The organism is Bacillus sp. FSL K6-0923 (assembly GCF_038630825.1).
Taxonomy (GTDB): Bacteria; Bacillota; Bacilli; order Bacillales; family Bacillaceae; genus Bacillus; species Bacillus pumilus.
The window spans coordinates 197,358-220,929 of the sequence record NZ_CP152044.1 but is presented as its reverse complement, the minus strand read 5'-3'; the positions used below and the strand labels follow the sequence as shown (position 1 = coordinate 220,929).

Annotated in this window: 23 protein-coding genes and 3 pseudogenes; 9 read left to right on the top strand and 17 right to left on the bottom strand. The window is 38.9% G+C overall.

All coding sequences use genetic code 11. The features are described from left to right. Nucleotides 1-176 precede the first annotated feature (176 nt). Nucleotides 177-683: a hypothetical protein gene (locus tag MHI16_RS01260; protein ID WP_342498041.1), complete on the top strand. Its 507-nt coding sequence runs from the start codon at nt 177-179 to the stop codon at nt 681-683. Between the two features lie 438 nt (nt 684-1,121). Here the strand turns inward: MHI16_RS01260 and MHI16_RS01255 are convergent, their stop codons facing one another. Further along, complete coding sequence (locus tag MHI16_RS01255; RefSeq protein ID WP_342498040.1) at nt 1,122-1,958, bottom strand: helix-turn-helix transcriptional regulator; 837 nt, start codon at nt 1,956-1,958, stop codon at nt 1,122-1,124. A 103-nt stretch (nt 1,959-2,061) separates the two neighbouring features. Here MHI16_RS01255 and fabF point away from each other — a divergent pair, with 103 nt between their 5' ends. Together fabF and MHI16_RS01245 are read left to right on the top strand one after the other, a co-directional pair. After that, nucleotides 2,062-3,294 (top strand): beta-ketoacyl-ACP synthase II, encoded by a 1,233-nt coding sequence (gene fabF / locus MHI16_RS01250; RefSeq protein ID WP_058015178.1) that lies wholly within the window; start codon nt 2,062-2,064, stop codon nt 3,292-3,294. A 190-nt stretch (nt 3,295-3,484) separates the two neighbouring features. Beyond that, nucleotides 3,485-3,618: pseudogene (locus MHI16_RS01245) on the top strand (DUF255 domain-containing protein); the annotation flags it as partial. A 228-nt stretch (nt 3,619-3,846) separates the two neighbouring features. On the opposite strand, the gene MHI16_RS01240 reads toward MHI16_RS01245, so the two are convergent. The 3 genes from MHI16_RS01240 to MHI16_RS01230 all read right to left on the bottom strand — a co-directional run bounded on the left by MHI16_RS01240 (nt 3,847) and on the right by MHI16_RS01230 (nt 6,567). Next, on the bottom strand, nt 3,847-4,860 hold the full coding sequence (locus MHI16_RS01240) for an NADP-dependent oxidoreductase (protein WP_342498039.1): 1,014 nt from the start codon (nt 4,858-4,860) through the stop codon (nt 3,847-3,849). A gap of 324 nt (nt 4,861-5,184) precedes the next feature. Beyond that, a complete protein-coding gene (locus MHI16_RS01235) occupies nt 5,185-5,934 on the bottom strand; it encodes an SDR family NAD(P)-dependent oxidoreductase (protein ID WP_058015175.1) in 750 nt (249 codons plus the stop codon). A gap of 57 nt (nt 5,935-5,991) precedes the next feature. Continuing rightward, nucleotides 5,992-6,567: a TetR/AcrR family transcriptional regulator gene (locus tag MHI16_RS01230; protein ID WP_058015174.1), complete on the bottom strand. Its 576-nt coding sequence runs from the start codon at nt 6,565-6,567 to the stop codon at nt 5,992-5,994. Between the two features lie 268 nt (nt 6,568-6,835). Here MHI16_RS01230 and MHI16_RS01225 point away from each other — a divergent pair, with 268 nt between their 5' ends. From MHI16_RS01225 to MHI16_RS01200, 6 genes and pseudogenes are all read left to right on the top strand, one after another. After that, nucleotides 6,836-7,387, top strand: coding sequence for a hypothetical protein (locus MHI16_RS01225; protein WP_061406585.1), 552 nt, complete (start codon nt 6,836-6,838; stop codon nt 7,385-7,387). A 104-nt stretch (nt 7,388-7,491) separates the two neighbouring features. Then, nucleotides 7,492-7,647: pseudogene (locus MHI16_RS01220) on the top strand (DUF255 domain-containing protein); the annotation flags it as partial. Nucleotides 7,648-7,682: 35 nt separating this feature from the next. Then, nucleotides 7,683-9,566: a thioredoxin domain-containing protein gene (locus MHI16_RS01215; RefSeq protein WP_144463196.1), complete on the top strand. Its 1,884-nt coding sequence runs from the start codon at nt 7,683-7,685 to the stop codon at nt 9,564-9,566. A gap of 152 nt (nt 9,567-9,718) precedes the next feature. Further along, complete coding sequence (locus tag MHI16_RS01210; protein WP_061406581.1) at nt 9,719-10,489, top strand: SurA N-terminal domain-containing protein; 771 nt, start codon at nt 9,719-9,721, stop codon at nt 10,487-10,489. Nucleotides 10,490-10,712: 223 nt separating this feature from the next. Continuing rightward, the gene (glpT, locus tag MHI16_RS01205; RefSeq protein WP_061406579.1) at nt 10,713-12,047 is read left to right on the top strand and encodes a glycerol-3-phosphate transporter; all 1,335 of its coding nucleotides are present in this window, start codon (nt 10,713-10,715) and stop codon (nt 12,045-12,047) included. A gap of 92 nt (nt 12,048-12,139) precedes the next feature. Then, nucleotides 12,140-13,021: a glycerophosphodiester phosphodiesterase gene (locus MHI16_RS01200; RefSeq protein WP_058015169.1), complete on the top strand. Its 882-nt coding sequence runs from the start codon at nt 12,140-12,142 to the stop codon at nt 13,019-13,021. 39 nt (nt 13,022-13,060) lie between these two features. Here the strand turns inward: MHI16_RS01200 and MHI16_RS01195 are convergent, their stop codons facing one another. The 13 genes and pseudogenes from MHI16_RS01195 to MHI16_RS01135 all read right to left on the bottom strand — a co-directional run bounded on the left by MHI16_RS01195 (nt 13,061) and on the right by MHI16_RS01135 (nt 23,553). Next, nucleotides 13,061-14,449: an amino acid permease gene (locus MHI16_RS01195; RefSeq protein ID WP_058015168.1), complete on the bottom strand. Its 1,389-nt coding sequence runs from the start codon at nt 14,447-14,449 to the stop codon at nt 13,061-13,063. Nucleotides 14,450-14,670: 221 nt separating this feature from the next. Then, a complete protein-coding gene (locus MHI16_RS01190) occupies nt 14,671-15,429 on the bottom strand; it encodes a DUF4097 family beta strand repeat-containing protein (protein WP_342498038.1) in 759 nt (252 codons plus the stop codon). A gap of 24 nt (nt 15,430-15,453) precedes the next feature. Beyond that, the gene (locus tag MHI16_RS01185; RefSeq protein ID WP_342498037.1) at nt 15,454-16,137 is read right to left on the bottom strand and encodes a bacitracin ABC transporter permease; all 684 of its coding nucleotides are present in this window, start codon (nt 16,135-16,137) and stop codon (nt 15,454-15,456) included. Nucleotides 16,138-16,187: 50 nt separating this feature from the next. Next, the gene (locus MHI16_RS01180) at nt 16,188-16,820 is read right to left on the bottom strand and encodes a TetR/AcrR family transcriptional regulator (protein ID WP_342498170.1); all 633 of its coding nucleotides are present in this window, start codon (nt 16,818-16,820) and stop codon (nt 16,188-16,190) included. 214 nt (nt 16,821-17,034) lie between these two features. Next, nucleotides 17,035-17,982 carry an alpha/beta hydrolase gene (locus MHI16_RS01175; protein ID WP_342498036.1) on the bottom strand — a complete coding sequence of 316 codons (948 nt, stop codon included), beginning with the start codon at nt 17,980-17,982 and terminating at the stop codon, nt 17,035-17,037. Nucleotides 17,983-18,037: 55 nt separating this feature from the next. After that, nucleotides 18,038-18,337 (bottom strand): hypothetical protein, encoded by a 300-nt coding sequence (locus tag MHI16_RS01170; RefSeq protein WP_144472485.1) that lies wholly within the window; start codon nt 18,335-18,337, stop codon nt 18,038-18,040. Continuing rightward, nucleotides 18,334-18,549, bottom strand: a complete 216-nt coding sequence (locus tag MHI16_RS01165) for a helix-turn-helix transcriptional regulator (protein ID WP_342498035.1) — start codon at nt 18,547-18,549, stop codon at nt 18,334-18,336. Before MHI16_RS01165 ends, MHI16_RS01170 begins: the two co-directional genes overlap by 4 nt. Before the next feature lie 185 nt (nt 18,550-18,734). Continuing rightward, nucleotides 18,735-19,340, bottom strand: coding sequence for an ABC-2 transporter permease (locus MHI16_RS01160; RefSeq protein ID WP_058015162.1), 606 nt, complete (start codon nt 19,338-19,340; stop codon nt 18,735-18,737). Continuing rightward, nucleotides 19,324-20,199 (bottom strand): ABC transporter ATP-binding protein, encoded by an 876-nt coding sequence (locus MHI16_RS01155; RefSeq protein ID WP_342498034.1) that lies wholly within the window; start codon nt 20,197-20,199, stop codon nt 19,324-19,326. Before MHI16_RS01155 ends, MHI16_RS01160 begins: the two co-directional genes overlap by 17 nt. Before the next feature lie 5 nt (nt 20,200-20,204). Further along, nucleotides 20,205-20,576 carry a GntR family transcriptional regulator gene (locus MHI16_RS01150; protein WP_003217079.1) on the bottom strand — a complete coding sequence of 124 codons (372 nt, stop codon included), beginning with the start codon at nt 20,574-20,576 and terminating at the stop codon, nt 20,205-20,207. Nucleotides 20,577-20,738: 162 nt separating this feature from the next. Further along, entirely contained in the window at nt 20,739-21,866 is a 1,128-nt protein-coding gene (locus MHI16_RS01145; protein ID WP_058015161.1) for a DUF418 domain-containing protein, read from the bottom strand. A 510-nt stretch (nt 21,867-22,376) separates the two neighbouring features. After that, a pseudogene (locus tag MHI16_RS01140) lies at nt 22,377-22,750 on the bottom strand (RidA family protein). Nucleotides 22,751-23,043: 293 nt separating this feature from the next. Beyond that, complete coding sequence (locus MHI16_RS01135) at nt 23,044-23,553, bottom strand: GNAT family N-acetyltransferase (protein ID WP_058015160.1); 510 nt, start codon at nt 23,551-23,553, stop codon at nt 23,044-23,046. Nucleotides 23,554-23,572 lie beyond the last annotated feature (19 nt).

Sequence of the window (23,572 nt, the reverse complement as noted above, 5' to 3'; positions counted from 1 at the left end):
GGACTCCTTTCTATTCTTTCTATGACAGATAGTATACCCTAAGAGGTATTTAGTCAAACGACTTGCCCTTTTCTTTTATAGAAAACGAATGTGAAAAGAATTGCACATTCCACCATTTATTGATAAAAAGTAAATAATCAACGAATAAGAAATCATTGAAGAAAAGAGGGCAACCCATGACTTTACAGCATTATATTGGATCAGGCAAAGAACTGCCGCTTGGTACCATTGGTCAAAATCCTACCTATAAACCACTCTCTGAACTCAATATCGAATTGTTTGATAAAATACAAAAAAAGCACAAAACCTATCAAAAAGAAGATCCTTTGATAGAAGTATTTGAAACAGAAGAGGATTTCGAAGGTATTCACATTGATTATCTAGATACTTTCTATGAAGCGGTAAGAAACAAATTCACGCATCCTTTTGTTTATGAATTAGAAATCATTCATTCTCTTCGTGCTCTTTTTCAATTCATTGAAAAAGAGCTGTCAACAGAAGAAACCATCGAAATCTATTCTTGTCTAAATGAACTCGAAACGAAAGAAAAGGATGATCAATTGGATGTAGAAATTGACCTAAGCAAAAAACGGTTTGGAAAACACATCAATTTTAAAGGGATCGATGAACTGATTGATATGTTTGAATTAGAAAACTTACAATATGTGTTGGTGAAGAAGTAGAGGAGAATTGACAAATCACATCAAAATGCTGTGTTATTAGAGATTGTAGAAGCGTAACCTTGGCTAAGCAAAGATCAATTGAAGTTATTAATAGAAAAACGAATAGAAATGTAACAGGTAGTTGAAGGAACCTAAATTCCCTCAATTACCTCTTTGCAGATCATCGTAAACTTTTTCAAAAATCTCTATTGGTATTGAATACTTCGTTGTCTTATCATTACGGTAATTAACCACTATATCGATATGATGTTGCTTTTTTTCAAATTCAATTATTGAATTCTCCCATCTATCTCTAACGGAAATAACACAAAAAGAAGCTAAATGTCATGATTAAGTTTAAAAAGCACGAAATAATTTCTACCATAAATACTTAATTTATTTAAAATATAGCAAATTAAGGAAGTATCCCTCAAATCAATTATACACTCCAAACAATAGCTAGCCTTCGATTAAACGTTTTAACTTTAGCTCCGTTTCAGTATCCTCAACTGGAGTATAGACACTGCATCTTAAATCAGTATCCCCATACACTTGTAATGAAGTGAGATTAAACAACATTTTCCCTACCTTAGCATGACGAAATTCAATTAATACTTCAGGCGCATAGCTGATCTCATTTTCATTCCATATTTTACGAAACTCAGGATATGCCTGCTCCATTTCTTCTATAAATTGCTCATACCAGTCATCAGCAACATACTGTCCATAATACGTTCTAAATATGGCGATATATCCTCTAACAAAATGCTCCCAATTCACGGCTAAACTTTTAAATTCCTTTCTTGCGAATAGTAAGCGTATGATATTCCTTTCTGCCGGGACGATCTGTTCAAAGTCCAAAAAGACATTAGCTGCTGCTTGATTCCACCCCACAATCTGACTTCTTCTATCAGAAATAATCGTTGGGCAATAACGAAGTTCCTGCAACATTTTCACTAAAGCCGGACTGATTTCCTTCTCATCCTCAATGATAAAGGATTGTTTCACTCCTTCCTCTAACGCTAAAGCGTACAAATATCTTCTTTCATCGTTATTTAATTGTAATGCTCGAGAAATAGCATCTAATACCGAAGTAGATACTTTTATATCTCTGCCTTGTTCTAACCATGTATACCAAGTAAGACTCACACCGGCTAGTTGAGCTACTTCTTCTCTTCTAAGTCCTGCTGTTCTTCTTCGGGTTCCTACAGGTAAACCAACCATATGGGGCGTAATTTTCGAACGTTGATTTTTTAGAAATTCTGATAATGCTTGAAGTCTTGTTTCAGGTTTCATTCAGATCTCCCTTTAAAATATTATTAATTATACTAGGATAAACAACAACTTGTAATAGGATAACATAATGGCTAAAGTTAATAATAACAAGGAGGGAATGATCATGAAAAGAGTTGTCATTACTGGAATGGGAATTATTTCTCCACTAGGAAATGATATAGATAGCTTTTGGAATCAACTAGTGAAAGGACAATCGGGAATATCTCTCATTGATTCTTTTGATACGACTGATTATAAAACAAAAATAGCTGGAATCGTTCGTGATTTCGATGCAGATGAAATATTGGGGAGAAAAGAAGCAAAACGATTAGATCGTTTTAGTCAGTTTGCCTTAGCAGCAGCCGAACAAGCATTAAAAAATTCAAAATTACAGTTAGACCATGTTGATCTTGAACGTTTAGGCGTATATGTTGGTTCAGGAATCGGGGGCATCCAATCGCTTGTTGATAACGTGAATGTATTAGATAAACGAGGCCCCTCGAGAGTAAGCCCCAGCCTTGTACCCATGATGATTTCAAATGCAGCTGCTGCCCAAATCAGCATAAAATTAGGGGCACAAGGGCCATCAATGTCACCAGTCACTGCTTGTTCTATTGGGAACACCTCTATCGGTGAAGCTTTCAATGCGATCCGAAATGATGATGCAGATATTATATTTGCCGGTGGAGCAGAAGCTGCCGTCTCACAGATATCTTTAGCTAGTTTTGGAAACGCACATGCACTATCTACTAGAAACCAAGATCCAAGTCGAGCCAGCCGTCCATTCGATACAGATAGAGATGGATTTGTTATGAGTGAAGGTGCAGGTATCTTAGTATTAGAATCATTAGAAAACGCTATTCTTAGAGATGCGCCGATACTATGTGAAGTTGTGGGGTACGGAGCTAGTTCAGATGCTCACCATATGGTAGCATCACACCCAGAAGGTAAGGGGGCCTACTTAGCCATGAAAAAAGCATTGAGAAGTGCAAATATATCAACGGATGAAATCGATGTTATTAGCGCTCATGCAACAAGTACACAAGTAGGGGATCGTTCAGAAGTTCTAGCTATTAAGACATTATTTGGTGAACGTTCCCGTGAAATTCCAACAACGGCGAACAAGTCAATGACTGGGCATATGTTTGGTGCTGCCGGTGGAGTAGAAGCCATTGCTTTAGTGGAAAGTTTGAGACGAGGAATGATTCCACCCACTATTAATGTAGAGAAGCAAGATCCAGATTGCAACTTAGACGTTGTATTAGAAGCGAGACAGCTTCCTTTGAAATACGGGCTATCCAATTCTTTTGGTTTTGGAGGACATAATTCAGCCATCTTGTTAAAACATTACGATTGAAGTAGTTAAAAGATGAAGTAATGAATCTATCAAGGGTTTATAGCCCTTGTTTTTTCATTTTGGGAATACCTCACAGACAAAATATGACGAGCCTCAGCAATCTGATATATTAAATGGAGAAAAGAAAACACGAAAAAACATTTAGAAAGCAGGTGACCCATGCCAAACAACCAAACACCCAACCCACTTCATCACGGAAAAATCACCATACCTCCTTCAACACGCTCACAACCCAGTTCACTGGTACCCGTGGGGGGAAGAAGCCTTCGACGTGAAAATAAACCCGTGCTTGTCAGTATTGGCTATGCCACTTGCCACTTGTGGCATGTCTTTTAAAATAACCATCTGTCTCAATTTTCATTCCAACATTTTTGAAATGGTTAGTTCTCCATGTTTTATCATACAGGACTCCGACTTGCTGAAGTTTTTCTATGATCTGACCTGGCTTTTTATCTTTTCCATTTCTTAATCAACAAAACTCTCGGTTTGTTTCAAAATCCTTTACATTTACATAAATGATCTCAACTTTTGACTGCTTTCTTCATATTCCCCTTAAAATTGAATAATCACTTTCCCTATTGGTCGTCCATTTGCGACTAGTTTTAGCGCTTCATTTACGTTGTCGATGGTAAATAATGTCCGATGAATTGCTGGAACAATGTTGTTTTCTTCAATGATTTTTGTAATCTCTTTAAGTTGTACGCCGTCAGAACGAACGAAAATAAAATGGTATTCCACGTTTTGTTTCTTGGCTTTGCGGTCATACTTTGCACCAGCAAGAGAAAATAATATCTGTTTCCATCTTGGGAAATTTCGATCTTTCCCGAAACGTTTATTCGGACCTGTCCGAAGGGAGAGCAATTTTCCACCCGGTTTGATTATACTCAATTCACGGTCAAATTCTTTAGGTCCCAATGTATCAATTACGTAATTCACATTCGACAACAAGTCAACATAGTTTTCTATTGTATAATCCAAATATTGGACTGCACCCATTTCCAATGTGCGTTCGCGCGCTTCTGAGCTGCCACTAACAATGACATTTAGGCCCATTGCCTTTGCGATTGGTACTGCCATTTGACCAAAGCTGCCTGATCCACCTGGAATAAAAACAGCTTTACCTGTCTGTGCCTCAAGTTCTTCATGTAGACCTTGATACGCTGTGAGTCCAGCCAGTGGTGCAGCAGCGGCTTCCACGTAAGATAAATTTTTTGGCATGGGTGAAATTGCGGCAGCATCAATTGCGGCATATTCCGCAAAAGCACCAATTTTTTCGAGAGGGAGACGTGTATAGATGGCATCTCCTACGTGAAATTCTGTCACATTTTTTCCGACTTTTTCGATAACACCTGTCAATTCATTACCAAGCGTTAATGGGAATTCATAATCTTGAATCAGTTTCACGCTACCTGTAATAATTAACATATCGAGTGGATTGACCGCCGCAGCTTTGACCTTTACCAAGACTTCATTGTCAGCGATCTCTGGAATTGGAATTTCATTAATTTGGACATGGGGTTTTTTTGAATATTTGGTGATCTGAGCTGCTCTCATGAGTGTTTCCATTTTTATTAGCACCCTTCCGTTGAGTTGCTTTAATTAAGTTTCTTTACCTTATTTTTATTATTTTCACTGTCTACTTCATTTTTCTACCCTCAATATAATTCTTTTTATAAAGATCTTATATTATTCCAATCGTTTAGGTGGAGGGAACCTTATTTTAAGATCAACCCACCACCCAAACCTTAAATACTCACAACATTATCTTTTTATTCAATTGGTACTGTTTTTTTAGAACGATCATTCTCAAATAATTAAATTTTTTGAATCGCTACTGCAAAGAACCTATGTTTATCAGCCACCCCCAACACGTTATTTTCTGTTAATACATTAAACGCCTAGTATTGGATAGATTTGATCTCTTAAATTGAAATTGTAGCTTTCATCTACAATACCTACGACTTTATCGTTGTCATAAAGTTCCATCATAAAACCAGCCATTTGCTTAGCTGTGTGATACATTGGCATAAAGTTTTTGTAATCAAATTCTTCTACATCCTGTGCAGTTTTCTCAAATTCTGTTTCAGTCACTGCTGGTGCTAAAACTTTTGCCTTCATTTTTGCACTTTTAAGCTCTAGTTCTTTTGCAAGCCCTTCTGTAAATGCACTAACAAAATATTTAGATGCAGAATAGGTAATACCACCAATATAAGTCGCATATCCAAGTGCGGAGGATACATTAATTAATTGTGTTCCCTCTACATGAGAATAATCTCGCACAAATAGTGTGGAAAGAATCGCCAACGACTCTATATTAAGACGTAACATGGATTCTACTTTCTCTAAATTCTGGTCCGTCACAGAAGAAGATTCACCAAGACCAGCATTATTAATCCACGTCTCAATTTGATACTCCTTTAAACTGTTATACAGTGTGTATGCCTGATCTGTTATCGATAGGTCACTTGTATGAATAATAATATCTAAATCAGGATTTATATTATGAATTACTGATTTAAGCCCTTCTAATTTCTCTAATCTTCTAGCTACAATAATTAAGTTTTTGCCGCGAGCAGCAAATTCCAATGCAGTTTCATATCCTATACCTGAACTTGCTCCTGTAATAACTGTGTATTTCATATCATTCTCTCCTCGAAACCATATTTTTAATTAACTAATCGATATCACAAAATAGATTTAGTCTAGTGTCGACAAAGTGAAATTAATAATACTTTCTAATTTCTCTTTATCATTTGTCGTTTTTGTTAATACTCGTATTCCTACGAGTGAATTATGAATAAATTGAGAAAGCCCTTTGATGTCATTGTGTTTAGGAATTTCACCTTGATCTTGACCATGTTTTAGCAAATCAAATAATAAGGCTTCTGTATTTATAAAAATCTCTGTCGTTTTTTTCGCTACTTCTTCATCAATTAGGGATAACTCAACAGCTGCATTAACAGCTAAACACCCTTTTGGCTGCTGTTGTGTCGAATCAATCACCATTTCAAATAATTTTCGTATCGACTGCTTCACTGTTAATTCTGTTTTCACTTCATTCTTCATTCGGCCTTCCATTATTTCTACATAATGATTTAAGACTCGCATAAATAAAGTATGTTTGTCGCCAAATGTATCATAAATACTTCTGCGGTGAACGCCCATATGATCCACCAAGTCTTGAATGGATGTTTTTTCATAGCCCTGTTCCCAAAAAAGAATCATTGCTTTTCTTAATGCCTTCTTTTCATCAAATTCTTTATTTCTAGCCATATAATCCCACCTTCGAACATATTCAGGGAAAGGACTGAGAATCATTGATGTACTAGAAGCACAATCTTATACATTCATCCCTCCCTCATTCTGAAATAATTAAAGAATGATCATTCTCTTTTGAGTAGCAAAACAGTTAGATCTAACATGTTTGAAGTATATCAAATTTGAGAACGATCGGTAAAGAAATTAGACCTTAATCATGTGCTTTAATTTTTTTTAGCTGACATTTCACGAATATCGTTTCTTTATTTATAAAAGTAAACTTATGAATTTAGATAGAGTTACAGAAGAAGAAATTCACAAACTTAATGATCCAAATGAAAAATTCCAAGGAATAATGAAAATCATTAGTCAAAATTTAAAATATGCTGAACATGATTTAATAAGTCAATTTCATATCACAAGAAATTTCCACCAGTGTGAAAATTGGATACAAGCCAACCACTTGAAATTCATATTATTGTACGAGTTTTGCAAAAACTTTAATAAAATATCTAATGACTTAAAAATAAAAATGCCTGAAATAACAGAAGATATAATATTTCATTTTCACTTTTATCAGATTCTAAATAAGTGCGGTGTTAGTGCAATTGATGACAATCTCTATAATTTTTCTAACTTTGCTATCAGAGTACATGGTAACCGTAGGAAAAAATGTTTTGAGTTGCTTAAATGGATTGAAAACATCGATAATAATTTCCATAGCGTTTTTGCTTTTAGACTGCTTTTTTTCAGTAAATTTTATTGGAATTTTACTTATAGAAGAACTTTCACGAACTTTCACGCTATTAGACATAATATGCAAAGATTTAAGTAAAGAATACCCTCAGGAAAGTTATCGTTGGAATTACTTTATAAAATTAGGAAGATCGCACATAATTGATTAAATAATAATTTTTCTATACGAAAGAAGGTGATCCCATGCCAAACAAAAAAATACCCAACCGATTAATCGCTGAAAAATCCCCCTACCTACTCCAACACGCATATAATCCAGTCAACTGGTACACATGGTCAGATGAAGCATTTAAAAAAGCGAAACTTGAAAACAAACCTGTTTTCGTATCGATTGGGTATGGATAGCCAAAGGAACTTGCCACTGGTGCCACGTCATGGCACACGAAAGCTTCGAAGATCAACAAGTTTCTGACATCTTAAATGAGCATTTCATTTCCATTAAAGTCGATCGTGAGGAGCGTCCAGACATCGACTCTATGTATATGTCTGTTTGTCAGATGATGACGGGACAAGGCGGCTGGCCGCTCAACGTGTTTGTCACGCCTGATCAAAAGCCTTTTTATGCGGGGACGTATTTTCCAAAAAGGAGTGCTTACGGACGTCCTGGCTTTATCGAGGCACTGACACAACTGCTGGATGCGTATCACAACGACCGGGATCATATTGAATCATTGGCTGAGAAAGCGACAAATAACTTGCGGATTAAAGCAGCAGGGCAGACAGAAAACACGCTGTCTCAAGAAGCAATTCACAAAGCCTATTATCAGCTCATGAGCAGCTTTGATACGCTGCACGGCGGATTCGGTTCCGCGCCAAAATTCCCTGCACCTCATATGCTCTCATTTCTGATGTGCTATTACGAATGGACAGGACAGGAGAATGCGCTGTATGCAGTCACGAAAACGTTAGATGGAATGGCAAATGGCGGTATATATGACCATATTGGTTCCGGTTTTTCTCGTTATTCGACGGATGAAAAATGGCTTGTGCCGCATTTTGAAAAGATGCTGTATGATAACGCCTTGCTGATGGAGGCTTACACAGAAGCGTATCAGCTCACTCAACAACCTGCATATGAAAAGCTTGTCCACCGCCTGATTCACTTTATCAAGCGAGATATGATGAATCCGGATGGCTCCTTTTATTCAGCGATAGATGCAGATTCTGAGGGGAAAGAAGGGCAATATTACGTCTGGTCAAAAGATGAGATCATGACTCATTTAGGCGAGGATCTCGGCGCATTATTCTGCGCTGTCTATCACATCACAGATGAGGGGAACTTTGAAGGGGCGAACATCCCTCATACCATTTCCACCTCTTTTGATGACATCAAAGCCTCTTTTTCAATTGATGACCATACGCTTCAGTCTAAGCTGCAAGAAGCTCGGCACATTTTACAATCTGTCAGACAGCAGCGACCTGCACCGCTTATCGATGACAAGGTGCTCACATCCTGGAATGCGCTCATGATCTCATCTCTCGCCAAAGCTGGAAGAGTATTTGATGCAGAGGAAGCGATCGGTATGGCGAAACAGGCGATGTCTTTTCTAGAAACACACCTCGTCCAACATGAGCGGCTCATGGTCCGATATAGAGAAGGTGACGTAAAGCATCTTGGCTTTATCGAGGATTATGCGCATATGCTAAAAGCGTATATGTCATTATACAAAGCGACCTTTGAATTAGCATGGCTGGAAAAGGCGACAGCCATTGCCGAGAACATGTTTGAGCTGTTTTGGGACAAGGAAAAAGGGGGCTTTTTCTTCTCAGGTTCAGATGCGGAAGCGCTCATCGTTCGAGAAAAAGAAGTGTACGACGGCGCCATGCCTTCTGGCAACAGCACCGCACTCAAGCACCTTCTCATGCTAAGCAGATTGACCGGACGTCAGGATTGGCTGGACACATTAGAGTTAATGTTCAAAGCCTTTTATGTCGATATCTCTTCCTATCCAAGCGGGCACACAGCGTTTCTGCAAGGACTCCTTGCTCAATATGCAACGAAAAGAGAAATCATCATTCTCGGAAAAAACGGCGACCCTCAAAAAGAACAGCTTTTACAGGCGCTTCAAAAACGCTTCATGCCATTTGATATCATATTGACTGCCGAAACAGGGGAAGAATTAGCGAAGCTCGCGCCCTTTACAAAAGATTACAAAACAATCGATGGCAAAACCACCGTGTATATTTGTGAAAACTACAGCTGCCGCCAGCCAATCACCAATCTCGACGAAGCGATGGAACAATTATTCCACGATTGAGTTTGTCATGAGATGACTATGAGAAGACAAAATGAGGACAAACAGATAAAAAACATGTCAATCCGCTAACAAATTGTCTGTACGGTTTTATTTTTCCTAAAAAACGGTTAGAATGCGCACTAGATGTTCTCATACCGAAGGGAGAGAAAATGATGAAAAAGGTATCATACACACTCATCGCATGTTTGTTATCTGTTGGGCTTGCAGCCTGCTCGTCAAACGATGCCAAACAAGATAAGCAAAACGATTCAGCCAAAAACAAGGAAACAACACAGGCTGACCAAAAAGAACAGCAAAAGCAAATGGAAGAGATGCAAAAGAAATTAGACGCACAAAAAATCGATGATCAAAAGGTCGTTGCGACCGTCAACCAAGACAAAATCACAGGTAATGAATATAATAGCGCTCTATCAACCATTCAAGGACAGCTTCAGCAATCTGGGCAAGACCCAACATCTAAAGAAGGCGCAAAAGCAGTCAAGAAACAAACCATTGATGCGCTCGTAGGTCAAGAGCTCATCCTGCAAGATGCTGAGAAGAAGGGCATTAAAGCCTCTGACAAACAGGTAGATAAACAGCTAAAAGAAGAAAAGAAACAATTCAAAGACAACGCTCAGTTTGAAGAAGCCCTTAAGAAAAGCGGACTCACCATGGATCAGCTGAAAAGTGACATTGCTGACAGCATCAAATACAGCCAGTATGTCGACAAAGAAATCAAATCAGCGTCCGTCTCTGAAAAGGATGTTAAAGCGTACTATGATCAATACGCAGATGAAATGAAAAAACAAAAGCAAAAAGCACCAGAGTACAAAGAAGTTAAATCACAAATTAAAAAGCAGCTAGAATCCCAAGAAAAGCAGAAAGAAGTTCAAAAAGAAATTGAAAAGCTTAAGAAATCTGCGAAAATTAATGTGTCTCTGTAACAGCTAAGGAAAATCCGCCATGTGCGGATTTTTTTCGTTACTTGATGAACTGTTTTTCCAAAATAATGACAAAAGCCTCATCATAAACGTCTCTTCCATCCGATATGATGGGAGTACAAAAGAAAGCGTTATCAATTCTTTTGTCTCTTAAAAAGTACAAGATCAAACGCCGATCTCGTACTTTTGATTCAGTCAGTCGGACAACGACAAGAGGAGGATCTTTATGTTCAAATGGTTTAAACCCGCTCCGCATATCGACAGGCTCGATGATGCCAAAACAGATGAGACGTATAAGCGGCTGCGGCTTCAAGTCTTTTTAGGCATCTTTATCGGGTATGCGGGCTACTATTTGCTGCGGAAAAATTTCGCTTTTGCTATTCCTTATCTACAAGAAGAAGGGTTCACGAAAAGTGAATTAGGCTTTGTACTCGCAGCTGTGTCTATCGCCTATGGCTTTAGTAAATTCATTATGGGTATGATCTCAGACCGCTGTAACCCAAGATATTTTTTAGCCACCGGACTCTTTCTATCAGCCCTTATCAATATCCTATTTGTCTCATTTCCATGGGTGACGTCAAGTGTATGGATCATGTTCTTATTCATGTTTTTAAACGGCTGGTTCCAAGGCATGGGGTGGCCGCCATGCGGACGGACGATGGCGCATTGGTTTTCGGTTAGTGAACGTGGAACGAAAATGTCCATTTGGAACGTCGCTCACAATATCGGCGGGGGAATTCTGGCACCGCTCATCACCTTAGGGATCGTGCTGTTTGCGACGTGGAAAAGTATCTTTTTCTTCCCTGCCATCATTGCCATTATCGTCTCCTTCGTGATCATTCTTCTCGTCCGGGATACCCCGCAATCCGCTGGTCTTCCGCCAATCGAGGAATATCGCAATGACTATCCGGCACAGCAGTACGAAGATCAAGAAAAAGAATTAACAGTGAAAGAGATTTTATTTAAGTATGTACTCAACAATAAATTCCTTTGGTATATCGCCATTGCCAACGTCTTTGTGTACTTCGTTCGTTACGGTGTCGTGGACTGGGCGCCGACCTACTTAACAGAAGCAAAGGGCTTTTCACCAGAGCATTCACGCTGGTCATATTTTCTTTATGAATATGCAGGCATTCCCGGCACATTATTGTGCGGGTGGATTAGTGACCGATTCTTTAGAAGCCGCCGCGCACCAGCAGGCGTCCTCTTTATGGCTGGTGTGTTAATCGCGGTGCTTGTATACTGGTTAAACCCTGCTGGCAATCCAATGGTCGATAACATCGCCCTCATCAGCATCGGCTTTTTAATTTACGGACCTGTCATGCTCATTGGACTTCAAGCCATTGACCTTGCTCCTAAAAAAGCGGCTGGCACTGCGGCCGGACTCACAGGATTTTTCGGTTATATTGGCGGCTCTGCCTTCGCAAATGCGATGATGGGCGTCGTCGTGGACCATTACGACTGGACAGGAGGCTTTATTTTATTGGTTAGTTCTTGTGTGCTTGCGATTGTCTTCCTAGCGATGACTTGGAATACAGGGAAGCGCGTAGAGCAAGCTTAATGAAAATCACATAAAAGATTCATATCCGCCCAATATGCCCTTTACATCTATTTCTTATGATGAAGGCAGTTACCGTAAAAGGAGGATAAAATATGAAGAAAAGTAGATTACTTGCTTTCGTGTTGCTCTCTTTTGCTTTACTGTCTATTGCATGGGTGCCGGTCACCGTATCGGCACATGAAAACCTTTTATCTCCAGATCGTATTCTAACCGTTGCACATCGCGGAGCATCAGGGTATGCACCAGAGCATACCCTGGCTTCTTACAAACTCGCCACAAAGATGAATGCCGATTACCTCGAACTCGACCTTCAAATGACAAAGGATGGACATCTCATCGTCATGCACGATGAAACCGTTGACCGCACCACAAACGGAACGGGCTGGGTCAAAGACCTCACACTTGCTGAAATCAAACAGCTTGACGCTGGTACTTGGTTTAATGAAGCCAATCCCGACAGACAAAATGTCAACTATATCGGACAGCGAGTCCTCACATTAGATGAAGTACTGCGCTATTTTGGCAAACGAGGAAATTATTATATTGAAACAAAAAAACCAGACATCTATCCGCAAATGGAAGAAAAGCTATTGGCGACCCTAAAAAAACATCATCTTCTCGGGAAACACACAAGAAAAGGGCAGGTCATCATTCAATCCTTTAGCCAAGACAGCCTGCTAAAGCTACAGAAATTAGCTCCGCGCCTTCCAAAAGTACAGCTTTTAGACAGAACCCAAATGACGTCCATCACAGATGATCAGCTCGATTTCATCAAATCTTATGCAGTGGGTGTCGGACCGAATTTCAGAGCATTGACACTTGAAAACGTACAACAGGTCAGAAGCCACGGACTCCTCCTCCACCCCTATACAGTCAACAGTGAAGCAGACATGAATCGTCTACTGCAATACGGCATCACCGGTCTGTTCACCAACTTTCCAGATGTCTTTAACCGTGTAAAAGCTTCACTCTAAACAAAAAAAGCCTTGCGGGATGGACCGCAAGGCCTTTGATTATTTTACCGTTTGATCAGAAGAAGCTGTTTCAATCGGCTTCCGTTTCCCGATCCCAAAAACATAGAAGCTAAGCGCTACTACAATTAAGAACCCAATTGCCACAATCAGAGAAATACGCGTATCCTGATTAATGAGCATAAATACAAGCACCATCAGTAAGAAGCCGATTGTCAGATAATTAGAAAACGGAGCTAGTGGCATCTTGAATGGATGCTGATCAAGCGCAGCTCCCTTCGCCTTTCTAAAACCGATATGACTAATCAAAATCACAAACCATGGCACCATACCAGGAAGTACACTCGCACTATACACATAGACGAAAATGTTTGGTGGCGCAACATAATTGAGGACAACTCCTATTGCTAAACCAATCAGCACAGCGAATGTTCCAAAATACGGCACACCATTCTTCGAAATTTTGGTGAAGAAAGCAGGCGCCTGCCCGTTCACACCTAATGTATAAAGCATACGTCCCGCACTGAAAATCCCACTATTACAGCCGGACATCGCTGCTGTAATGACAACGAAGTTAATAATACCAGCGGCGGCTGTAATCCCAATTTTCGCAAACGTCGCCACAAATGGACTGCCAAGGGTATTCAACTGATCCCAAGGATACACTGTCACAATGACAAAGATCGCACCGATATAGAAAATCAAAATACGCCAGATGATACTTTTGATGGCATTGGTCAGCGTCTTTTCTGGATTTTGCGCTTCACCTGCTGTAATCCCAATCAGCTCTACACCCTGATAGGCAGCAATGACGAGCGACAATGCAAACAAGAATCCGGTAAATCCACCTGTAAAGAACCCGCCGTGCGCCCACAGATTAGACAAGCCAATAGGCGTCCCGCCATTTCCAAATCCAAAGAAAATAATGCCTAGACCTGCAATAATCATTAAAATAATCGTCACAATCTTGATCATTGCAAACCAAAATTCGAACTCACCGAACGATTTAACCGAAATCAAATTGGCAGCTCCCAAAATAATCATCGCAATTAATCCTGGAATCCACGCTGGCAGGTCTGGGAACCAATATTTCATATAAGCGCCTACGGCAATAATTTCCGACATCCCGACAATGACCCACTGGAACCAGTTACTCCAAGCTGTCATATAACCCGCAAGCGGATGAATATATTGATGACCAAATGTAGCAAATGAACCTGTACTTGGTTCAACGTATAACATTTCTCCCATCGCACGCATAATAAAAAAGATAAAGATACCACATACTGCGTACGCGAGAAGAACCGATGGGCCTGTCCATTGAATGGCCTTGGCTGACCCCATAAATAAGCCAACACCAATCGTGCCGCCGAGTGCAATCATTTGAATATGGCGGGCACTTAACCCTCTTTTTAATTCCTTTTGAGCCACTTTTCTTCCCCCTCATCAACAAACAACATAAAAAAAAATGAAAATCAGAATATTCATTCTGATTGAGAAACATCAATCTTTCGATGTATATTATCATAATAAATCTACCCTTAAAAAACAATTGTTTTTTTGAGGGAAACACTATTATCAAAATATTCCGACATAAGAAGATACTCAAATTGTTTTATATTGATATATTGAATCAAAGGATGTAAGTCACTTTAAAGCTGATCACTTAATAGGAACTGACCGCCCCTTATATCAACTTCAAAGGAACACAGTCCATTTTTATGCACCATTTTGTCCTTCTCTCGATGACAAGAAAAGTCATTCCGGAAAGCGCCGGATCTTTTCTTTACATAACAAGTAAATCCATCATTTTCCGGTATCACCACTTTGACATTTGCTCCAGTTGAAGTAGATTTAAGTGAATTTAGCACGTTTGTAGAATGAATCTGCATCCTTCTACCTGTTACATGCAGATCAACGTCCGAAAAGGCACCCGCCAACTCAATTTTTGACGATGTGGCGTGCAGTAATAATCTTTGTACGGTAAGTTCCCGACTAGAAATAAGCCCACCTACAGTCTCTAAATGGAGATGCTTGATGTCACCTGATAGCATCGTTTTTCCAGACGTTAAATGACAAGAGACATGTTCCACCTTCAATCTCTCTGCCTGAAGATTTGCTCCTTTACAACGAATGGAAATGGACTGTAATTGTTGTTTAGGGAGAAAAATAGCGACATCAGTTTTATAAAGTTGAAGCCCAAAGCTGAGTATTTTTTTCCGTCTATCTTGAATGAACAATCGGCCATCTTTTACCTGATGATGCATCAAATAACGCTTTGGAAACACTTGATTGGTCGTTTGACGAATGATGAGATAAGGATGATCATGGTGTTGAATACACACCTCTCCGAGCAACCAATCCAACGATAATTCTACGACCGATTCTTCAATTTGAATCGTATGCTCCATATGTCTCCCTCCTTGTATACTCGCTTATCTCGCTTGAAGCCGGGTCATGCGGCCCCATAATTCCAAGATCACTATGAGGACAGCTATCATCATGACTCCTGACAAAATGACATTCATTTGATCATTTCCATAAACAGCGATTAATACGTTTCCTAAAACAGCACATAGAACAATCGCAGTCAGAATGGTCATGAAAGTAGACCTCTTCATTACCCCCACTCTCATCGCAATCATGCCAATTCCATTGATACAACAAGTAAACACTAGGTACGATTTGATTACAATGAACATGACATCAGCTGTCAGCGCATCTTGAACAATAGGGAAGAACGTTTCAGTGACACTAAACACAACAAATGAAGGAATGATACTACACAGCATGACAATTGTAGAAAAGCACAGCATCCAAACCATTCTCGAAAGGAGGGATGACTTCATACTTAATGAATGAGATTCATGTTCTTTCAATGCGGTCACTATTACTCGACAATACATCATGGCTGTGACGATCGAAAAAAAGATCATCCATACTATACTCGTCAACAAATAGATATTCGGATATTGCTGAAAACCTATTTCCTGTTCAACCTGTGCAACAAACGCGACAAAATAAATAAACACCAGCAGTACAATACTGATAATCATACTAGCTTGAATATAATGTTTCATATGACTTTTTCTTAGCTCAAGTTTTACGAAGTGAAGCATAAGGGATCCTCCTATGAAATGAATTTTGCTTTTGACTCTTTTCTGGCCATTTAGGTTCCAGGCTGATCATATCCACCAATCCCAGCATAATGCGCTGTGACCTTTTGAATAAATAGATCACTCACCACATCCACTCCGAGACCTTTCATCATCTGTTGTAAAAACAGTAAACGTTGACTAGTTTCCTGCTCATCACGAGCAAATAACGTTGGGTTCAGCCATATATTCACGAGAAGCATAAACACTTCTGCCACTTCACCAGGAAATGCAGTTGTCATCGAACCATCATCAATTCCTTCAAGAATCAGCTGTTTGATTTTAAGCGCATCCTGATTGACTCCTGCCTTCATCCCTTCAACCACAAATTGCGGGTTTTTGATCTGGTCAACCAAGATCCCATCAATCGAATGAGATTTTGGATCTGCCACTAGCTGCTCTAAAATACGCTGCAGCTTCTCTTTTGCATGCGCTGCTTCTGTATGCTTAATCAGATCTTCAAGCTTCTCAGTCGCATGACGAAATTGCCTCTCCATCACGGCACGTAATATTTCTTCCTTCGATTTAAAATGATGATAAATAGCCCCTTTAGACATATTCAATTCATGGATGATATCCTGCAAACTCGTCTTTTCAAATCCTTTTTCCTGAAACAGCTTCGTCGACACATCTAAAATTTGCTTGATTGTCTTTTCTGGATATTTATTTCTGGCCAAATAAAACGCCTCCTTTTTACATACCGACTGTTGGTATGTATTTTAATCTACTTCATGATAAACTGTCAATATAGGTTCTGTATATAAAAAAAAGACCGCTCACACGGTCTCTTTTTTAACACGAGAAAATGAAAATATTGTTCAATAAACTTGGGTAACTAGATGATGCCGGGAAGGTATATGACTAACGGTGACTCTCGTTGTTAGTTAGAAATTCTCTAAAATCAGCTGCTATTTCCTTTGATTTCGTATGATGCAAATAATGGCCGCCTTTGAAAGTAACTACTTTTCCGTGATCTACATTTTTCAGGAGATCTTCATGCATTGGTTTCCAGCTTGGTGTTTCTTCTTCCGTTTGATCTGCTAGATAGAAAACAACAGGGAGATTCTTAGGGAAATGTAAGCGCTCTGCGTGTTTAAAATTATTCGTGAAGTTTTCTGCCTCACTAGCTTGGCTTTCATCCAAGAAATTTCGGAAAGTCAGCATTTTAATCTGAGCTTTCGTTTGATCATCTACTTTAGGCATCACCAGTTGATCTGGATTGATTTTCACTATCAATCTGTAAAAGCCGGATTGATGAAGCAGCTGTAAGCTGGAAACTGGCAATTCATCTGCATCCTCCTGCTTAGGAACACTGCTGTCAATTCCAACAAAAGCTTTGACTTCTTTTTCATATTGATTCACATATTCTAATCCATAAATGCCAGAGATCGAATGACCCATCATCGTATACTTTTTAATGTTGAGCTTCTGCAAACATTCATGAATCTCATCTACAATGTTTTGACTTGTCCGTACTTTATCTGTATCGTCACTTAAACCATATCCAAATGGTTCAATCACTACGACTCTATAATAAGGTGATAATTCATCTACTAGAGGCTTGAAATCTAGCACTGGTGAAGCAGTTCCATAGCCTGGGAGAAGAACAATCGTTTCTTTCCCATCACCTTGAATGAGCACATTCATTTGCTTCCCATCCACCAAGACCTTTTGCCCATAAGCTTCTATTTTCCCTTTCTCCCGTTCATTACTAATGAGGTTTACAAAATAAACAGTAGCTAGAAAAACAACCATGACCGTGATAATGGTGCCTATGGAGATCAACATGATTCTCAATATTTTTTTCATTGGTTTTCTCTTCCCTTCATGATGAAGAACTCTAGCTTACATCCATCGATGAAAATTAATATTTTCTTTCACAATAGATGATGCCGATTGTATTTGCGCAAACACTTGATACATACATAAACGTAATCGCTATATAAAACCACTCTGTTGGAGATGAGAATTGATGGACCAAAGATTGAACGACAGCAACCAATATATAGGCTAAAGCCACACCTATAATGGAAAAACTTCCTGCTTTCGCTAAAATAAATTGACCTCGTTCATCATGTTTATATTCACGGTTTTTCTTAAATTGAAAGGCCGTGCTTAAAACAGAAAGGGTAATCAGAGAATAAAGTATGATCGTCGTTATCATTGTTGTTCCTCCTTGTCGACCTCTTGAAATACGTCATACAAATCAACTTCAAATGTCCTAGCAATTTGAAATGCTAATTTTAAAGACAAAGAATATTTACCATTTTCAATCGCTGCCACAGTTTGACGAGTCACACCTAACTTATCTGCCAAATCCTTTTGTGTCCAGTCTCTTTCTGCCCGTAATACCTTAATTCTATTTTTAATCTCCATTTCAAATTCCTTTCTTAAAGGATGATTTATTTAACAATATGTTAAAAATAATTAACATTATGTTAATTAACAATAACCTCTTTTCTTCTGTATGTCAATTTCACCGGATGCAAAAAAAGAATCATCCATTTTGAAAGGCCTACCTCAAAATGAATGATTCTCTATAAATGATGTGATCATCTGATTTAAAACACTTTCCTCTGGTAAATCGCAGTAGAAAGTCCCCAAGACAGCAAGTAGATGAGCATAATCAGTACAGTTGACCCCGTATATACAATAGGGATCGATAAATTCATGATAAAATCAGTGATCCCACTGAATTGCTCTGCTAAATAGAGAACAACAGGCGGTCCCATAGCAGATAATAGAATAAAGCCAATGAGCACTACCGTTGTGATATAACCAGGCTTTAAGATATAAAATAATGGAAAGGTACACGCCGCAAACAATAAAAACAACCCGCTGCCAAGAGCAATATCCGTTATCGAAAACAGCTTCCCAAAACTAAAGAAAGCAGCACTTGTCAGCCCGATCGCAATGACCATATAAAAAACGGCACCAAGATAACGGGATGCAATAATTTCATTCCGTGTATAAGGCAAAGAATTTAAGAGGATATTCGTTTCTGCCTTCTCATCATAAGCATATGTGTTAAATGGAATGAAGACACTAGCGACTAGAAACGTTAATACTGGATGGACATCCATGAAAATAAAAAACAAGATAAACGGAATAAAAATAAGTAACTGCTTCTTTTGCAAAATCACATCACGCTTAATTAAATGAAACATGCGCAATCCCGCCTTTCAAATAAAACATGATATCCTCAAGCGACGCCGGTTCAATCACAACAGCATCCCCAAAAATAAGTTTCACCTCATCAATCCGATCTGTTAATGCTTCAAATCCGGCTGCCGTACGCTGAATATGGATAAACGCCTTTTCTGTGTCTCGATCCAATAAATCCAGGCTCCCCTTCACAAGCGCATAATTCTCCGCTACCTCGTGAATCGACTGTTGAAAGACCAATTTTCCATTTTGTATAAACGCTATATAATCCGCGATGCGATCTAAATCAGTCGTCATATGCGTCGAGAAAAAGATCGTTCGATTTCCATCAATCATCAATTCTTGTAACGTGCCGAGCAGCTCTCTTCTAAAGACCGGATCTAGCCCAGCAGTTGGTTCATCCATAATAATCAGCTCGGCATGATGCGACAGCGCAATCGCAAGTGACGCCTTCATCTGCATCCCTTTCGAAAATGTTTTGATCGCTTTATTCAGCGGCAGACCAAACTGTTCAATATATTGATAAAAAAGCTGGTCATCCCAGCGTTTATAGGCAGGTGCCACAATTCGTTTGATGTCTTTTAAATTCAATCCTGGAAAAAAAACGTTAGCATCGTAAACAAAGCCGATTCGTTCCTTAATCTCTTTTTCATGGGTGCCATAATCTAATCCAAAAATTTTAACCTCACCCGAATCTGGTTTTAACAAATTCATGATCATTTTAATCGTGGTCGACTTACCGGCTCCATTTTCTCCAATAAACCCAGTAACAAAGCCCTTTTTGACCTGTAAATCAAGATTCTGCACAGAAAAGTCTTTGAACCGTTTTGATACTCCTTTGAATTCAATCACATACTCCACTCATCTCACTCCTCATACAAGAACTTTAATAACTGCTGCAATTCATCAAAAGATAAGCCTAATTCCTTGCCGTTTGTCACAACCGCTCCAAGCTGTTCCTCAATCACCTTCAATTTTTTCTCTCTCATGACCTCTAGGTTTTGCTCGGCAACAAATGATCCCTTACCGACAATCGAATAAATAAATCCTGCCTTCTCTAACTCTTCATATGCACGCTTTGTTGTGATGACGCTGATTTGTAAATCCTTCGCCAGCTTTCGAATAGACGGCAGCGCCGCGCCCTCCGCCAGCTCACCCGTTAAAATCATCGATTTAATTTGATTCGTAATTTGCTCATAGATGGGCTCCTTAGAGTGGTTTGAAATCGTAATTTGCATATAAAAACCTCTTTTTTTCTGTACTGGTGTTTGGAACAAAATATTGTATATACACTATATATACATTATATACACACTAGGAGAATAATCAACCATTTTTTGATTGCAATACAACTAAAAAAACCGCACAGCTCTTCAGCTATGCGGCCTTCCCCAAAAAATTTATCTCCAATACACCCATTTTCCCATCATCCACTCCACCGGACCTCTTCTCCATTTTTTCAAATAGAGATAGCTGATGAACAGCTGTGCTGTGTAAAGTCCGACAGCGAGCAGCAGTCCAAACATTGACCCCATCTGTCCAAATAGACCAAGTCCATAAGAATAGAAAATCGTTGTACAAATGATCGACTGCGCCAAATAATTTGATAGGGACAAACGGCCAAGCCCTGCAAGTAGACGTTTGAGGCCTTGGGCTGCCTTCGAATAGTAAAACACAATAAAGGCTTGAATATACCCGATCGCCAGCACATATCCACCGAGAATCATAACGAATTCACTCCAAGGCGCATCAATTAAGGTCGCACATTTAAGCGCAAGCCCGACGACAATCATCCAGACCCAGCCTTTACGATAAGCGATTCCTCGATCTTCTTCTGTTAGATGACCTTTTTTCCCAATGGCCATACCAAGCAGTGCAAATGGACCGATCATGATAGGAGCAAAGAGAAGACCTAAAATTGGCGTCAGAGTAAGAGTTACAATCGCCATAATGATGGAGACGATGACCATATCATCTTCAATTGTAATCCGGCTCAACACAATGTCGCCAAATGTACCAGTCCCATATACATTCGTTAATAAATCAGAATTTCCGTAAATAAAATTCATTAGAGATGGATAAATCACTAAAGATAAGGCACCTAAAATACCCGACCATATAAACACTGTTTTGATTCGACTGTTTATAAACATCATTAGGAAAAACGTACAAGCTCCATAATAGAGAAGAATGTCGCCACTCCAAATGAAGATTAAATGCAGCATCCCAAGCACAATCAGACCAAAGCCGCGGCGAACGACAATAGCATTCGTATTCAGCCCCTTGGCCTTAGTGGATTCAATCAGTTTAATAAAAGAATACCCAAACAAAAAGGAGAAAATCGGATAAAACGACCCCTGGAACAATATCTCCGTCACATATACCCCGAATTCCTGTCCCCATATGCTCGGATCAAACATCTTCTTAAAATCATAATCATATTGAAAATTAAGCATATTCACGATCAAAATACCTAATAAACTAAAACCACGCAAACTATCAATTAACTCAACCCTAGACCCTTTCAACACGACAGCTCCTCCGAATAATATAAAAGCATATATATCCTACCACACTTTCAAAAAATTGGTCTCTACACCCATGTAAAAACATACGTTTTAAGGTAAATTTAATAAAAAAACCTAGAATATACATCCTAGGTATCATACTTATGAATGATGACTCTTTTCTCCCTTCCAAAGCACACGTTTCACATAAAACAAAATCCCCAATCCAAACAAAATCAAAGGCAACTCCCAGTCTGCAGAAATCGGCAGTCATTTCAGCATCATGAGAATTAGCAAAACAGCCCCCACACCTTCGAAAGAAATGGCGTTTCTTTTTAATCCTTTATTTGATAAGAACTACACGCTCTCCTCCCTGATACTTACTAACTATTGAATGTTTTTTACGATGACATGTAAATGTAATGAGATCGGCTCGATATCCACCCTGACAAGAACCCTTAAAACCTCACAAAACAAAAAAGATTGAGCATCAACCACCCAATCTTTTACCAATTAAAACTCCCGACAAGCTCACGCATCTACCTCGACCTTTAAAGCAGGTGAAGCCAATACCACCACATAAATCATCGTCATACAAGGCAGATGATCGCCTAAAAACTGCCCCATGATTCGTTGTCTGCTCTCCGCATCGAACACTCCTACGAGATAAAATACTAGTTTCGTGATGCCCTCCACCGTCATATCTGCCGCTTCTACGTTTCGTTTCACATTCTCTAACGCTAATTCGAGCTACTCTAATGGACTCTCTGGAATTGTTCCATTCGCCTCCATCCCTACTTGACCTGATAGAGTTAACTACCGCTGTGGTCCTGTTGTTTCTATATCTGATGAATATAGGTTACAACTTGGGGATGAACCGTCTCAGGATTACGTGATGTTCGCACTGATAAACCCCTTTTCAAATACAATCAATTTATATCCTTCATATCAAAATTTATTTTCCTGCTCAGATTGACGTGCTTCTAGTGAACTCAAATAAATAAGGCGTTTCAAAAAGAAAAGACGTGACCAGTTGGAATGGATAAACATGACTTAAGCTGTCCCATCACGTAGGATAGCAGACAAGAACTGGCTATTGGCAACTGTCCCGTATAATACTACAAAGATTTATTTTCATTTGCATGATATCTAAGAGAATACAGCAATGCTTATTTTTTACGTTTTCTTTCACAAATTTTTACTGAACATTCATTTTATATCTAACTAGGTGATAACCAAATGAATTATGTGTTTGTACATTATCAGAATCTAATGTGAACCCATTCTGTTCCGCTACTTTTCTGCTTCTAAAATTATTCTCTGGACATATGATTTCATAAGTTTTTAGTTCATAATAATTTAATGATATTATATAATTAACTACTTTACTAATAAATCCTTTCCCTTCATATTCTTCACAAATCCAATATCCTATATTTCCTATATTTCCTTTTAGAGTAAGTCTAAAAACTCCCACAAGTTCATCATTGATCATAATCCCAACTTCAAATCCATTGTTTGTCATGAATAATTCATTTGCTTTTTTTATAAAGTTTTCTGTGTGAGAAATTTGATTATTGGAATAAACCCAAGGCAACCATTTACCAAGATGTTCTTTATTATTTTCAATTAATATATTTAGAAAAGGAGCATCTTTGTATATTAAAATTTTGAGTGATAAATCACTTTCAATTTCTATCCTAAACATTTTTACAATTCTCCTTTAT

Coding starts and splice junctions, on each gene's coding strand:
- MHI16_RS01260 (WP_342498041.1), top strand. CDS start 177: ATGACTTTACAGCATTATATTGGATCAGGCAAAGAACTGCCGCTTGGT.
- MHI16_RS01255 (WP_342498040.1), bottom strand. CDS start 1,958: ATGAAACCTGAAACAAGACTTCAAGCATTATCAGAATTTCTAAAAAAT.
- fabF (WP_058015178.1), top strand. CDS start 2,062: ATGAAAAGAGTTGTCATTACTGGAATGGGAATTATTTCTCCACTAGGA.
- MHI16_RS01240 (WP_342498039.1), bottom strand. CDS start 4,860: ATGGAAACACTCATGAGAGCAGCTCAGATCACCAAATATTCAAAAAAA.
- MHI16_RS01235 (WP_058015175.1), bottom strand. CDS start 5,934: ATGAAATACACAGTTATTACAGGAGCAAGTTCAGGTATAGGATATGAA.
- MHI16_RS01230 (WP_058015174.1), bottom strand. CDS start 6,567: ATGGCTAGAAATAAAGAATTTGATGAAAAGAAGGCATTAAGAAAAGCA.
- MHI16_RS01225 (WP_061406585.1), top strand. CDS start 6,836: ATGAATTTAGATAGAGTTACAGAAGAAGAAATTCACAAACTTAATGAT.
- MHI16_RS01215 (WP_144463196.1), top strand. CDS start 7,683: ATGGCACACGAAAGCTTCGAAGATCAACAAGTTTCTGACATCTTAAAT.
- MHI16_RS01210 (WP_061406581.1), top strand. CDS start 9,719: ATGAAAAAGGTATCATACACACTCATCGCATGTTTGTTATCTGTTGGG.
- glpT (WP_061406579.1), top strand. CDS start 10,713: ATGTTCAAATGGTTTAAACCCGCTCCGCATATCGACAGGCTCGATGAT.
- MHI16_RS01200 (WP_058015169.1), top strand. CDS start 12,140: ATGAAGAAAAGTAGATTACTTGCTTTCGTGTTGCTCTCTTTTGCTTTA.
- MHI16_RS01190 (WP_342498038.1), bottom strand. CDS start 15,429: ATGGAGCATACGATTCAAATTGAAGAATCGGTCGTAGAATTATCGTTG.
- MHI16_RS01185 (WP_342498037.1), bottom strand. CDS start 16,137: ATGCTTCACTTCGTAAAACTTGAGCTAAGAAAAAGTCATATGAAACAT.
- MHI16_RS01175 (WP_342498036.1), bottom strand. CDS start 17,982: ATGAAAAAAATATTGAGAATCATGTTGATCTCCATAGGCACCATTATC.
- MHI16_RS01170 (WP_144472485.1), bottom strand. CDS start 18,337: ATGATAACGACGATCATACTTTATTCTCTGATTACCCTTTCTGTTTTA.
- MHI16_RS01165 (WP_342498035.1), bottom strand. CDS start 18,549: ATGGAGATTAAAAATAGAATTAAGGTATTACGGGCAGAAAGAGACTGG.
- MHI16_RS01160 (WP_058015162.1), bottom strand. CDS start 19,340: ATGTTTCATTTAATTAAGCGTGATGTGATTTTGCAAAAGAAGCAGTTA.
- MHI16_RS01150 (WP_003217079.1), bottom strand. CDS start 20,576: ATGCAAATTACGATTTCAAACCACTCTAAGGAGCCCATCTATGAGCAA.
- MHI16_RS01135 (WP_058015160.1), bottom strand. CDS start 23,553: ATGTTTAGGATAGAAATTGAAAGTGATTTATCACTCAAAATTTTAATA.